Below are 11589 nucleotides of genomic sequence, written 5' to 3'. Positions count from 1 at the left end.
GCCGCCCCCGCACCTTCGGCTGACCCCCAGGGCCTCGGGCCCCGGGGGGGGGGCGGACGGCCCCGCGATCGCACGTCGATCGGGGGGCCGTCGGCGTTCCCGCCGCACCCGGCACGGGGCGGCACCCGTTCGCGTGAAACCGACGCACACTCCTCGTGGTCGCCGCACGATCAGCTCTACCGTGAGTCGCATGACGACCAGAGTTCCCATCCGCCAACTCCAGCAACACGCCAGCGAGTTGATCGACCGGGTTGCAGCCGGCGAACGCGTGGAAATCACCCGCAACGGACGGTTGATCGCCGTCCTCGCGCCACCCGATCCCGAACAGCGGGTCCTGGAGGACCTCGCTCGCGACGGCACCCTCGACCCGGAGAACGCCGCCACCGCACGCGGCCTCTCCGACTGGGCGTTGCCCGACATCGGCACCCGACTCGGCTCGGCCTCCGACGCCCTGCACGCCATGCGGGAGGAGGACCGTTGATCTACCTCGACTCCTGCGCGATCCTCAAACTCCTGGTCCCCGAGGACGAATCCACCGCGCTGCGCACGTTCCTCTCCTCGCACGGCTCCGAGGGCCACGCGACCAGCGCGCCGGCCCAGGTCGAGGTGCCGCGCGCGCTGATCCGGATCGGCGCACCGCAGGTTCTGCTGGACGCCTCGGAGGATCTGCTCGACCGACTGCTCCGCATCCGGCTCTCCGACCCCATCCTCCGAGCCGCATGCCGGTTCCCTGCCCCGCACCTCCGCACGCTGGACGCCATCCACCTCGCCACCGCCGAGCACCTGGAGCACGCTCTCACCGCCTTCGTCACGTACGACAAGCGCCTGGCCGGCGCCGCCGAGGAACGGGACCTGCCGGTGATCGCCCCCGGCCTGCCCGTGGGCGGCTCTCGGTGAGCGGCTCGCGGTGAGCGGCGGCCGAACGGTTCGAAACCGTAGCCATGGAGATCGAGGAACTGACCGCCGGGGAGCTGCTGGAGCCGGATCCGGCTGAGACCTCCCGGCTGCGGCTCACGGACACCGGGCGCGGGCTGCACGAGCGCACCACCGCCGAGATCTCCGGGATCACCGACCGGCTGTACGCCGGCGCTCCGGCCGAAGACCTGGCCGTCGCGGGCCGCGTGCCGCGTGCCGCGTGCCGACCATGATCACGGAGCGCGCGAACGCCGAACCGGCCGGAGCCCGGGGCACCGGCGCCTGAGCGCCGGGCCGGCCGTACGGGCAGGGCGGGCAGGGCGGGCGCCGGGTGCGGGGCCCGGGGCCCGGGGTGCCGTCCGGTTCAGCGGCAGAGCGCCGTGTCCACGACGTCCTCGACGTGCCGGGTGACGGCGGGGTCGGCCGGGACGGTGGTCACCGCCACGGTGACGGCGCGGCCGTCGTCGGTGGCACCGCCCCGGGTCTCGTACCCCGGGATGTCGCCGCCGTGCCCCCAGTAGACCCCGCCGCAGGACAGCGGCCGGCTGAAGATCCCCAGGCCTGCGCCCATGCCGGTGTCCCCGACCGGGACGGTGGTCCGCATCTGGGCGAGTTGGGCCGGCGGGAGGAGACGGCCGGCGAGCAACGCGGAGTAGAAGCGGTTGAGGTCGGAGCCCGTGGAGATCATCTGCCCGGCCGCCCAGCCCGCCGAGGGGTCCATCTCCGTGAAGTCCTGCAGCGGCTCGTCGGCGGTGCCCCTGCGGTAGCCGTGCGGGTGGGGCTCGCGGATGGTGCGGTCGCCCGCGGTGGGGAAGTAGGTGTGCCGCAGCCCGATGCGCCGGACGACGCGGCGGTCGATCTCCTCACCGATCGGCCGTCCGGTGACCTTCTGGACGATCAGGCCGGCGAGCACGTAGTTGGTGCTGCTGTAACCGAACTTCTCCCCCGGGGCGGAGACCGGCTTCTGCCCGAGGGCGAGGTCCAGGAGCTCGCGCGGCTCGAAGTACCGTTCCCGGAGCGAGGCTTCGTCGAGCGCCCCCTCGTAGTCGGCCAATCCGCTGGTGTGCTGGAGAAGTTGGCGGACGGTGATGCTCCGCCCGTCGATGCCCTCGCCGCGGACCAGGCCGGGGAGGTAGGTGTCGACCGGGGCGTCGAGGTCGACCTTCCCCTCCCCCACCAGTTGCAGCACGACGACGGCGGTGAAGGTCTTGGTGTTGCTGCCGATCCGCACCTGCCCGTCGACCGGAGCCTTCGCCCCGGTGGCCAGGTCCCCCACCCCTGCGGTGAAGTGGCGGACGCGGCCGTCCCGGTCCCGGACGGTCGCGAGCACGGCGGGCACGCCGTCCGCCCGCACCAGCGCGTCCAGCCCCTGCCGCACCGATTCGGGCCGGTCGGCGGCCGAGGCGGCGGGTGCCGCCAGGACTCCGGCGCCGACGACGAGCGCGGCCGAGAGCGCGAGGGCCGTGCGGCGGATCCGCTGACGCATGGGTCAACTCCTCTGGGTTCGTGGGGAGTAGGGCCTCCCTGGTCACGACCGCCAGTCTGGTCGGCCGGTTCGTGGACGACCTCCCCCGTTCGAGGGAGCTTTCCGTCGCACCCGCACCCCGTTCCCGGCCACCGCACCTGCACCCGCACCCGCGTCCGTCTCCGCGTCCGTCTCCGCGCCCGCTTCCGGGCATCCGCGGTCAGGGCCGGGCGGGCCCGCGCAGGGGCAGCGTCGGGCGGTAGACGACGCTGGTGGTGGTGCTGCCGAAACCGGCCAGCTCGTCGACCAGGGTCTCCAGGTGTTCCATCGAGGTCGCCGCGACCTTCAGGGTGTAGCAGTCGTCGCCGGTGGTGCGCAGGCACTCCAGGATCTCCCGCCGCTCGGCGAGCAGCCGCCGCAGCGGCTCGTGCCGGTTGCCCGGGTACTTCAGCCGGACGACGGCGAGGACGGGGTAGCCGACCTTCGCCAGGTCCACCGAGGCGTGGTAGCCGGTGATGACACCCAGCGTCTCCAGGTTCCGCACCCGTTCGGTGGTCGCGGAGGCGCTGAGGCTGACCCGCCGGCCCAGTTCGCTGAGGGAGATCCGGGCCTCGCGCTGGAGCTGCTCGATGATCGCCCAGTCGGTCTCGTCAAGATTCACGGCCATCCGGCGAATCTACCGGGAGAACCACGGCCACGGGCGGCCAGGACCGGGAGGAGTCCGTTCCTTCGCCCATGATCACGGGGATAGCCTCGAAGCATGCAATTTGGCGTCAACGTCCCGAACTTCGGCCCGGGCACCGATCCCGGCGTACTGCGCGAATGGGCCCGCACCGTGGAGGGCCTCGGCTTCGACCTTCTCATGGTGTCGGACCACGTGGCGGTCACCCCGGACGTGGCCGTGCGGTACCCGGAGCCGTTCCACGAGCCGTTCACCACCCTGTCCTGGCTGGCCGGGACCACCACCGGCCTGCGCCTGGGCACGACCGTTCTCGTCCTGCCGTACCGCAACCCGCTGCTGGTGGCGCGCATGGCCGGCACCCTCGACCGGCTCAGCGGCGGCCGGTTCGTCCTCGGGGTGGGGGTCGGCTGGGCCCGCCAGGAGTTCGACGCGCTCGGCGTGCCGTTCGGCGCGCGCGGCCGGCTGACCGACGAGTACCTGGGCGTCCTGCGGGAGACCTGGCAGCAACACGGCGGGTCCGTACCGGTCTGGGTCGGCGGCCACAGCGAGGCGGCGCTGCGACGCGCGGTCCGGTTCGGCGACGCCTGGCACCCCCTGCGGCTGCCCCTGGCCCGGATGCGGTCGGTACTGGCCGAACACCCGGTGCCGGGCTTCGCCCCCCGCATCGCCCTGCGGCTGACCGACGCCCCGGTCGAGGACCCCGCGCGTCCGGCCGGGGTGGGCAGTGTCGACCAAGTCATCGGCGACCTGCGGCAGTTGCGCGACCTCGGCGCCGAGACCGTCGTGTTCGACCCCTACCACGGGGACCCCGAGGAGACCCGCCGACCACAGACGGCCTGGCGGGACCTCACCACCGTGACCAGCCAGTGGAAGGCGGAGACCACGTGATCACCGAAGCCGACGAGACCCTGCTGCGCCGGGCGCTCGCCATCGCCGCCCACGCGGTCACCCTGGGCGACGCCCCGTACGGATCCCTGCTGGCCGGCCCGGACGGCGAGATCCTCGCCGAGGCCCACAACACCGTGCGGCGCGACAACGACATCACCGCCCACCCGGAGCTGAAGCTCGCCCGCTGGGCGGCCCGCGAACTCGACCCGGCCACGGCCGCCGGGACCACGCTCTACACCAGCTGCCAGCCGTGCGGGATGTGCCACGGCGGCATTGTCCGCTCCGGCCTCGGCCGCGTCGTCCACGCCCTGTCGACGGAGCAACTCGTCGCCCTCAACCCGCAGTCGGGCGCCTGGCCGGTGGTGCCGCAGGACGGCCCCGCCCTGCCCGAGGAGGCCCGCGCCCCGATCGAGGCGTACTACCGACCCCCGGGTCCGCCCGGTCCGGATCGCGGCGCCCCGGGCCGTCCGAGGAGGCCGTTCAGCAGCTGATCGACGTGGGCGGCGGCCAGGGCGGGCTCCAGCGGCTGGTGCTCGACCAGCAGGCGGTACCAGAAGAGGCCGAAGAAGTGGTCGGTGGCGGCCTGGAGGTCGGCGCCGGCGGGGAGTTCGCCGCGCCGGACGCCGCGGGCGAGCAGGGCGAGCACGACGGCGCGCCGGGTCTCCACCCACTCCCGGAAGGGCTCGGCGAACGCCGGGTCCAGCTGGGCCTCCGCCATGAGGCCGCGCAGCGTGCGGACCCGGACGGGGTGCGCGGTGACGCCGTACAGGGCGGTGGCGAAGGCGGTCAGGTCGTCGGCGAGCGAGCCGGTGTCGGGCTCGGGCATCCGCTGCTCGACGGCGGCCCGGTAGGCGTCCATGACGAGGACCGCCTTCGACTTCCACCAGCGGTAGACGGTGCTCTTGGCGACGTCGGCGCGGGCGGCGACGCGTTCGATGGTGACGGCCCGGTAGCCGAGGTCCTCGACGAGTTCGATCGCGGCGGTCAGGACGGCGTCGTGGGCGTCCTGGCTGCGGATCCGGCCGCCGGTGCGGCGACCGCGGGCTTCTCCGCTGGGGTTTTCTCCGGAAGGCACCTCCTCACGCTAGCAGCGTGCTACCTTCTAATCGAAACGCTACGGATCGTTTTAATTCAGGGGAGTGAATCGACCATGAGCGAGATCGTGGTGGCGCACGGCTACGGCGCGAGCGACGACAGCGTCTGGTTCCCGTACCTCACCGAGCAGTTGGCGAAGGCCGGGCACCGGGTCACCGTGCCCCGGCTGCCGGAGACCGAAGCCCCGCGCCTGCAGCCGTGGCGCGAGGCCTACGGCGAAGCCGCGCTCGCCGCGGGCCCGGCCGAATCCACCGTCCTGGTCGGGCACAGCATCGGCGGGGTCAACGTGCTGCGCTTCCTGGAGCAGCACGACCCCGAGGCGAACGGGGTGTTCGCGGGCGTGCTGCTGGTGTCGGCCTCCGCCCACCCCGTCGGGTACGAGGCGCTCGCCTCCTTCTTCGAGGACGAGTTCGACTGGGAGCGCATCCGCCGCTCGGCCCGGGAGTTCCGGATCCTCCAGGCCATGGACGACCCGGTCAACCAGCCCGACCCGGCCGAGCACGTCCGCCTCTTCGTCCGGGGCCTCGGCGCGACCGCCGTCGTGACGCCCACCGGCGGCCACTACGGAGCCGCCCCGGACGACCACGTCGAGGTCCCGGAGGCCGTCCGGCTGGTCACGGAGCTGCTCGCGGCCCGGCCCTGACCCGACCACCGAAGGCCGCAGGCTGCGGACCGAGGCCGTCGGGCGAACGACGGCCACCGCCCGGCGGCCCACGCCCGCCAGTCCGCCCAGCCCGGCAGCGGGGACCGCCTCCGGGCCTGCGACCATGGGCCCGTCGGCACATCGAGCAGGGGGGCCGCATGGAGCTACGGCAGCTGCGCTGCTTCGTCGCCGTGGCCGAGGAACTGCACTTCGGCCGGGCCGCCGAGAAGCTGCTGCTCGGCCAGCCCGCCGTCAGCCAGCAGGTCCGGCGTCTGGAAAGGGAGTTGAAGGTCGAGCTGTTCGACCGCTCGCCCCGGCACGTCCGGCTGACCGCGGCCGGCGAGCGTTTCCTTCCCGCCGCCAGGAACGTCCTGACCGCCGAGGGCGCCGCCCGCGCCCTCGCCGCCGACCTGGCCGCACCCGCCGTGCTCCGACTCGGTACGGTCACCGGACTCGGCGACCGGCTCGACCTGATCCTGGACACCTACCAACGCCGGGCCCCCGACGTCCACGTCGAACTCCACTCCGCCCCGGTGCGGGACCGGCTCGCCCGACTGGCCGACGGCCGCCTCGACGCCGCCTTCGTGCGCGGGGCCGTCCCCGGGAGCAGCACCGACCTCCGCTTCCTGCCCGTCTGGCAGGACGAGTTGGTGCTCGCGCTCCCCGCCCGGCACCCCCTCGCCGACCGGCCCGAGGTCGACCTCGCCGACCTCGCCGACCTGCCGCTGCGGCTGACCGAACACCGCAACCACCCGGCGCTGGTGGACCTGGTGACGGACGCCTGTGCGCGGGCCGGCTTCGCCCCGGTCCTCGGCCCGGTCCACGGCAGCCTGCAGGACACCCTGGCGTCGATCGGCACCGGCACCCCGATGTGGACGGTGGTCTACGCCGCCAACGCCCGGATGACCAACGCCCACCGGGTCGCCTTCCGCCCCTGCCGCACCCCGCTTGCCCTGCCGACCTCGCTCGCCGTGCGGCGCTCCGCCCCGCTCCCCCGGCTGCTCCTGGAAGCCTGCCGACAGACGCCCCCGAGCTGCGACGATCAGGATTCGTGATCGCTGCCGGAGCGAATCGGGTCTGGGTGCGGGCGGCCCGATCGGATGGACTGTTCCCAGCCGGAGCACCCGGCGACGAGGCCCGGCAGGAATGCCCGGCACGGAACACCCGATCAGGAGCCGAAGATGCCCATCGTCACCATCCAGCAGGGCCCGCGCGACGTCGAGCAGAAGCGCGAGCTGGTCCGGAAGGTCACCGAGGCCTTCATGGAGGCACTGGAGGTCCCCGCCGAGAGCGTGTACGTCTGGATCCAGGAGTACCAGGCCGAGAACTGGGGCGTCGCCGGCAAGCTCACCGCCGACCGGTGACCTGAAAACCGACGAGGGGATGCCGCCGCTGCGCCGGTCGGCGAGGCGCCTGCGGCTGCCCGGGACCGTCGGGAGGTCGCCGGTCACGGCAGGCGTGAACCAGCCGGCCTCGAAGGACTCGTCGGAGGCGCGGAGCCCGCCGTCGGCGGGGCCGGCGAGCAGGCGGACGGGGCCACGACGGTCCGGCGCCGACGACCTGCGGGAAAAGCAGTTGGTCCGCTCCTGCCACCGGTCCGACAATCACCGGATGACCGATGACCAGAGCGAGCTCCACCGGCGGCGCGCGGCCCGCATGTCCTGCAAGCGGTTCCTCTCCGGCGACCGCGCCCTCAGCATCCGCGAGCGCCTCGCCCGGCTCGCCGCCCTGGACGGCCTGGACGTCCTCCCCGACTTCTACGGCAGCGACGGCCCGGTGCGCGAGCTGGAGGAGCGGACCGCGGCGCTGCTGGGCAAGGAGGACGCGGTCTTCTTCCCCACCGGGACCATGGCCCAGCAGGTCGCGCTCCGCCACCACGCCGAACGCACCGGCAATCCGGCCGTCGTCCTCCACCCGCTCAGCCACATCGAGCGGCACGAACGCCACGCCTACACCCAGCTCACCGGTCTGCGCGGCCTCTGGCCCACCACCGAGCTGCGCCAGCCCACGCCGGAGGAACTCGCCGCGCTCGGCGAACCCTTCGGCACCCTGACCGTCGAACTCCCGCTGCGCGACCCGGGGTTCCTCCTCCCCACCTGGGACGAACTGACCGAACTCGTCGCGGCGGCCCGCGGGACCGGCGCCCGGGTGCACTTCGACGGCGCGCGCCTCTGGAACACCACGGTCCACTTCGGCAGGCCACTGGACGAGATCGCCGCCCTCGCCGACAGCGTCTACGTCTCCTACTACAAGGACCTCGGCGGCATCAGCGGAGCGGCGCTCGCCGGGGACGCCGCTCTCACCGCCCACGCCCGCACCTGGCGCCACCGCTACGGCGGCCAACTCTCCCAGCAGTGGCCGGCCGCCCTCGCCGCCCTCGACGGCCTGGACACCGTCCTCCCACGCGTCGCCGGCCACACCCGCCACGCCGCGACCCTCGTCCCGGCCCTGGCCGCACTCCCGGGAGCCCGCGTGTACCCGGACGTCCCGCCGACCCACGACTTCCAGCTCTGGCTCCCGCACCCGGCGAGGGCCCTCAACGCCGCGCACCTCGCGCTCGCCGAGCAGGAGGGCATCTGGTTCGTCCCGCACTGGTCGGACGCCGCCCCCGGCCTCGCCATGGCCGAGGTCCGCCTCGCCGGACCGGCGCGGGAATGGACGGCGGACGAGGTGACGGAGGTCGGGCTGCGCTTCCTGGAGCTGGCCGCGGCGGGCTGACGGCATCGGCGTACGGGTGCGCCACCCCAGGCGTGCCGGCGCACCACCCTCGGCGTACGGGCGCACCACCCTCGGCGGGCGGGCGTGCCCCCGAGGTGGTGCGCCGCAACCGGGTCGCTACCCCCCACCCCTTTGTGTCACTATGACGATATGAGCGAGATGCACGTGGGGGACCCCGCCGCCGTCCGGAGCCGCGAGGAGCTGGCCGCGCTGACGGCCGGCGGGGTGCACCCGAAGTGGGTGATGTTCTGGGGGCACACCGCCCGCAACGGCGGTGGCGGCACCCGGCAGGAGTGCCTGAGCCAGTGGTGGCCCGGCGAGTTCACCGTCGACGGGGTGACGTACGCGTCCGCCGAGCACTGGATGATGGCCGGCAAGGCCCGGATGTTCGGGGACGAGGCCGTCGAGCGGCAGATCCTGGCGGCCCGGACGCCCGCCGAGGCGAAGAAGCTGGGCCGACTGGTCGAGGGCTTCGACGACGAGACCTGGGTGGCCGGCCGCTTCGAGCTGGTCGTGGCGGGCAACGTCGCGAAGTTCGGACAGGACGAGACGCTGCGCACGTACCTGCTGGGCACCGGCAGGCGGGTGCTGGTCGAGGCCAGCCCGGTGGACCGGATCTGGGGCATCGGGCTCGCGGCGGACGACATCCGGGCGCAGCGGCCCGACGAGTGGCGCGGGCTGAACCTGCTGGGCTTCGCGCTGATGGAGGCGCGGGCGCGGCTGGCCGCGTGAGCACGGTCGCGCCGCTGCTGAACGGGACGGTGGTGGTCTCGGCCGCCGCCTCCCTGGTCCTGGTGCCGGGGGTGCTGCGGGCCGGGCCCCGGCCGCCGAGCCGCACCGGCCGCACGGGCTGTTCAGGCCGAACGGGCCGCACGGGCCGCACGGGCCGGATCGGCCCGGAGGCGGCCCTCGCCGCCGTCGTCGCGCTCGTCTTCGTCAACCAGGTCCTGGTCGCCGTCTACGTGAACCGGGTGCACGGCGGGGACGCCTCCTTCATCGCCCGCTACCTGCCGCCGGGCTGGTTCGACGTCCCCCGCCTCGACTCCCTCGCCGCCCGCTTCCCCGCACCCGAGCTGCTGGCGCCCTCCGTCCTACGGGTGCAGGCCTTCCTCGAACTGCCGCTGGTCCTGCTGGCGTTCGTCTCCGTCGTCCGGCGGCTGGACCGCGACCTGTACGTCCGGCTGGCCCGTTCGCCGCTGGTGCCGCTCGCCGCCGTCTCGTACACGGTGGCGTTCTGCGCGATCGAGTGGGACCTGCGGAACCCGTACACCGTGGACGACCTGGTGCTGCGCGTGCTCTCGGCCGTCGTCACGCCGCCGCTGATCGACCGGCTGGCCCGGCGCGAACCCGCGGTCGGGAGCCCTCCCCGCAATCCGTTCCTCTTCGCGCTCGACCTGTGGGCGTACGGCCAGTTGATGCTGGTGCTGTACGACACCGCGCTGCTCTACAACCTGGCCCGGCTCGGCGCCCACCTCCTCCCCGCCGCGGCCGCGGCGGCGGTCCTCACCGCGACCCGCCTGTTCCGACGCTCCGCGACCTCACCGACCGGCCCGTACGTCGCCACGCTCGCGGCGACCATCGGCCGGGCGCTGGCGCTCTTCCTCGTGCCCGCCCTGGCGATCCGCTACGCGCAGACCTTCGCCACGCCCCGACTCGCCGCACTGGCGGGCCTGGTGGTGATCGGCGCGGCCGCCCGGCGGGACACCGTGCGCCTCCTGCTTCCCGCCGTCGCCGCCGCGGCGGTCGGTTGCGTCGTCGCCGTCCTCCTCCCGGGGCCCTACTACGAGGCGACCCTGCTGCGGAGCGCGACCGGCGCACTTCTTGCCGCGACCGCCGTCTGCGCGCTCCTTGACACCACTCGGGCACGACTGGTCGTGCGCTCTTAACTCCCCAGCCACATACCGACGTCAGGATGTCCTGCAGTCAGGGTCTGGATGGACAGGTTGGGGCGATCATGCGCATGCGGCCGACGGCACAATCCGCAGGCCAGCAGCTGGAGGGCGAGCAACAAGCCGCCGAACTCCGCGCAGAGCTGGACGAGTTACTCCGCGCGAGCCGCTACGCGAGCCAGCGTGAACGGCGACTGAACGAGGCGATCCGGGCCAGCCCGGGGCGGCAGCGGCCGGACGGCGACCTGCTGCGGCAGCTCGCCCAGGCCCGCACCCTCCGCGAGGGGCTGGGCGCCCGGTGTCTCCAACTCAGCGACCAGCTGGAGGCGTTGGAGACCCGGCTCAGACACCGGCAGCAGCAGGAACAGGACCAGGAACCACCGCAGTACCGCCGGCAACCTCCGGATCCCGGGCCCGAATCGGAACCCGCGGCCCCGAAGGCCCCGCCGCCCCCCGCCCGCCCCGATATCGGCGCCCTCACCGAGCGGATCACCACCCTCCACCGCACCGGCGCCCTCACCGAGGCCGCGGAGCTGCTCGACCAGGCCGCCACCCGCCTCGACGCCGCCGACGCCGCGCTGCTGGTCGGCATGCTCGCCCGGTACGGCCCGACCGGCGCCTCCCTCGACCTCGCCCGCGGCGCCGCGCGATCCACGCCCGAACACGCCGTCGCCGTCCTGGCGGAGCTGCGCGAACTGGGCCTGGCCGAGGAGGCCGCCGCGCTGTTCCACGCCTTCTGGGCCTACCCCGCCGCCTCCGTCCCCGGGCTGCTCTCGGCACTGGAGCGGGCCGGGCAGAACGCCGACAGCGCGACGCTCCTGTGGGAGTGGGGCTCGGCACCGACGCCCGAACTGACCTCCCTCGCCGCCTGCCTCCAGCAGCACGGCCGGCTCGGCGACGTCCGGACCCTGCTGCGCCAGGCCGTCGGCCGCCCCACCGCCGACCTCGCCTCGCTCGCCACCGAGCTGCCGCCCGCGCTCGCCACCGACCTGCTGCACGCGCTGGCGGCGCTCCGACCGCCCGTCGAACTCGTGCGCCTGGCAGCCGCGTTGGACGGTGCCGGCAGCCGGGACCTGTACGGGCAGCTGCTGGGCGCGCTGCTCGCCGACGGCCCCCGCCACCGCACCACCCTCGCCGCCCTCCGCGCGGCCGGCCTGCCGACCACCCCGCCCGCGGCGCCGCGCTCCCGCTGGGGACGGCGCTAGGGCTTGTCTGACAATTCGCGTCGCATCAGCGCGCGGCGTTGGGCGCCCGGCTGGGCGTGCCGCCGGAGCGTCCTCGTACTGGACGTACT

The 11589-nt window shown here is 74.1% G+C and carries 15 protein-coding genes; 12 read left to right on the top strand and 3 right to left on the bottom strand.

Annotated features, from left to right (window positions below; translation table 11 throughout):
• Positions 1-190: 190 nt before the first annotated feature.
• From ACFV0O_RS27370 to ACFV0O_RS27360, 3 genes are read left to right on the top strand one after another with little or no spacing between them, the layout of a single operon-like run.
• On the top strand, positions 191-481 hold the full coding sequence (locus ACFV0O_RS27370) for a type II toxin-antitoxin system Phd/YefM family antitoxin (RefSeq protein WP_380346223.1): 291 nt from the start codon (positions 191-193) through the stop codon (positions 479-481).
• Positions 478-897 (top strand): type II toxin-antitoxin system VapC family toxin, encoded by a 420-nt coding sequence (locus ACFV0O_RS27365; RefSeq protein WP_380346221.1) that lies wholly within the window; start codon positions 478-480, stop codon positions 895-897. Before ACFV0O_RS27370 ends, ACFV0O_RS27365 begins: the two co-directional genes overlap by 4 nt.
• 44 nt (positions 898-941) lie before the next feature.
• A complete protein-coding gene (locus ACFV0O_RS27360) occupies positions 942-1148 on the top strand; it encodes a hypothetical protein (RefSeq protein ID WP_380346219.1) in 207 nt (68 codons plus the stop codon).
• Positions 1149-1279: 131 nt separating this feature from the next.
• Here the strand turns inward: ACFV0O_RS27360 and ACFV0O_RS27355 are convergent, their stop codons facing one another.
• Positions 1280-2401, bottom strand: coding sequence for a serine hydrolase domain-containing protein (locus ACFV0O_RS27355; protein ID WP_380346218.1), 1122 nt, complete (start codon positions 2399-2401; stop codon positions 1280-1282).
• A gap of 199 nt (positions 2402-2600) precedes the next feature.
• Positions 2601-3047: an Lrp/AsnC family transcriptional regulator gene (locus ACFV0O_RS27350; protein WP_380346216.1), complete on the bottom strand. Its 447-nt coding sequence runs from the start codon at positions 3045-3047 to the stop codon at positions 2601-2603.
• 93 nt (positions 3048-3140) lie between these two features.
• Here ACFV0O_RS27350 and ACFV0O_RS27345 point away from each other — a divergent pair, with 93 nt between their 5' ends.
• Complete coding sequence (locus tag ACFV0O_RS27345; protein WP_380346214.1) at positions 3141-3950, top strand: LLM class flavin-dependent oxidoreductase; 810 nt, start codon at positions 3141-3143, stop codon at positions 3948-3950.
• A complete protein-coding gene (locus tag ACFV0O_RS27340; protein ID WP_380346212.1) occupies positions 3947-4441 on the top strand; it encodes a nucleoside deaminase in 495 nt (164 codons plus the stop codon). The genes ACFV0O_RS27345 and ACFV0O_RS27340 overlap by 4 nt, the downstream gene beginning before the upstream one ends.
• Here ACFV0O_RS27340 and ACFV0O_RS27335 read toward each other — a convergent pair.
• Positions 4369-5025, bottom strand: a complete 657-nt coding sequence (locus ACFV0O_RS27335) for a TetR/AcrR family transcriptional regulator (RefSeq protein WP_380346210.1) — start codon at positions 5023-5025, stop codon at positions 4369-4371. The genes ACFV0O_RS27340 and ACFV0O_RS27335 overlap by 73 nt on opposite strands.
• Positions 5026-5100: 75 nt before the next feature.
• On the opposite strand from ACFV0O_RS27335, the gene ACFV0O_RS27330 reads away from it, so the two are divergent.
• From ACFV0O_RS27330 to ACFV0O_RS27300, 7 genes are all read left to right on the top strand, one after another.
• On the top strand, positions 5101-5688 hold the full coding sequence (locus ACFV0O_RS27330; RefSeq protein ID WP_380346207.1) for an RBBP9/YdeN family alpha/beta hydrolase: 588 nt from the start codon (positions 5101-5103) through the stop codon (positions 5686-5688).
• Between the two features lie 158 nt (positions 5689-5846).
• Positions 5847-6743, top strand: a complete 897-nt coding sequence (locus tag ACFV0O_RS27325) for a LysR substrate-binding domain-containing protein (protein WP_380346205.1) — start codon at positions 5847-5849, stop codon at positions 6741-6743.
• Between the two features lie 126 nt (positions 6744-6869).
• The gene (gene dmpI / locus ACFV0O_RS27320; protein WP_380346203.1) at positions 6870-7052 is read left to right on the top strand and encodes a 4-oxalocrotonate tautomerase DmpI; all 183 of its coding nucleotides are present in this window, start codon (positions 6870-6872) and stop codon (positions 7050-7052) included.
• Positions 7053-7299: 247 nt separating this feature from the next.
• Complete coding sequence (locus ACFV0O_RS27315) at positions 7300-8406, top strand: threonine aldolase family protein (protein ID WP_380346201.1); 1107 nt, start codon at positions 7300-7302, stop codon at positions 8404-8406.
• Positions 8407-8556: 150 nt separating this feature from the next.
• Positions 8557-9138, top strand: a complete 582-nt coding sequence (locus tag ACFV0O_RS27310; RefSeq protein WP_380346199.1) for an NADAR family protein — start codon at positions 8557-8559, stop codon at positions 9136-9138.
• The gene (locus ACFV0O_RS27305) at positions 9135-10292 is read left to right on the top strand and encodes a hypothetical protein (RefSeq protein ID WP_380346197.1); all 1158 of its coding nucleotides are present in this window, start codon (positions 9135-9137) and stop codon (positions 10290-10292) included. The genes ACFV0O_RS27310 and ACFV0O_RS27305 overlap by 4 nt, the downstream gene beginning before the upstream one ends.
• Before the next feature lie 68 nt (positions 10293-10360).
• Positions 10361-11500, top strand: a complete 1140-nt coding sequence (locus tag ACFV0O_RS27300; RefSeq protein ID WP_380346196.1) for a hypothetical protein — start codon at positions 10361-10363, stop codon at positions 11498-11500.
• The last annotated feature ends 89 nt before the right edge of the window (positions 11501-11589 follow it).

The sequence above is a fragment of the Kitasatospora sp. NPDC059577 genome, from assembly GCF_042735475.1.
Lineage (GTDB): Bacteria > Actinomycetota > Actinomycetes > Streptomycetales > Streptomycetaceae > Kitasatospora.
Note: the sequence above shows the minus strand (reverse complement) of the source record. Positions and strands in the feature narration are given on the sequence as shown.

What these genes read in the sequence shown, in the direction of transcription:
- dmpI (WP_380346203.1), top strand. Translation starts at nt 6,870, where the DNA reads ATGCCCATCGTCACCATCCAGCAGGGCCCGCGCGACGTCGAGCAGAAG.
- ACFV0O_RS27310 (WP_380346199.1), top strand. Translation starts at nt 8,557, where the DNA reads ATGAGCGAGATGCACGTGGGGGACCCCGCCGCCGTCCGGAGCCGCGAG.
- ACFV0O_RS27330 (WP_380346207.1), top strand. Translation starts at nt 5,101, where the DNA reads ATGAGCGAGATCGTGGTGGCGCACGGCTACGGCGCGAGCGACGACAGC.
- ACFV0O_RS27300 (WP_380346196.1), top strand. Translation starts at nt 10,361, where the DNA reads ATGCGCATGCGGCCGACGGCACAATCCGCAGGCCAGCAGCTGGAGGGC.
- ACFV0O_RS27360 (WP_380346219.1), top strand. Translation starts at nt 942, where the DNA reads ATGGAGATCGAGGAACTGACCGCCGGGGAGCTGCTGGAGCCGGATCCG.
- ACFV0O_RS27345 (WP_380346214.1), top strand. Translation starts at nt 3,141, where the DNA reads ATGCAATTTGGCGTCAACGTCCCGAACTTCGGCCCGGGCACCGATCCC.
- ACFV0O_RS27370 (WP_380346223.1), top strand. Translation starts at nt 191, where the DNA reads ATGACGACCAGAGTTCCCATCCGCCAACTCCAGCAACACGCCAGCGAG.
- ACFV0O_RS27350 (WP_380346216.1), bottom strand. Translation starts at nt 3,047, where the DNA reads ATGGCCGTGAATCTTGACGAGACCGACTGGGCGATCATCGAGCAGCTC.
- ACFV0O_RS27315 (WP_380346201.1), top strand. Translation starts at nt 7,300, where the DNA reads ATGACCGATGACCAGAGCGAGCTCCACCGGCGGCGCGCGGCCCGCATG.
- ACFV0O_RS27325 (WP_380346205.1), top strand. Translation starts at nt 5,847, where the DNA reads ATGGAGCTACGGCAGCTGCGCTGCTTCGTCGCCGTGGCCGAGGAACTG.
- ACFV0O_RS27355 (WP_380346218.1), bottom strand. Translation starts at nt 2,401, where the DNA reads ATGCGTCAGCGGATCCGCCGCACGGCCCTCGCGCTCTCGGCCGCGCTC.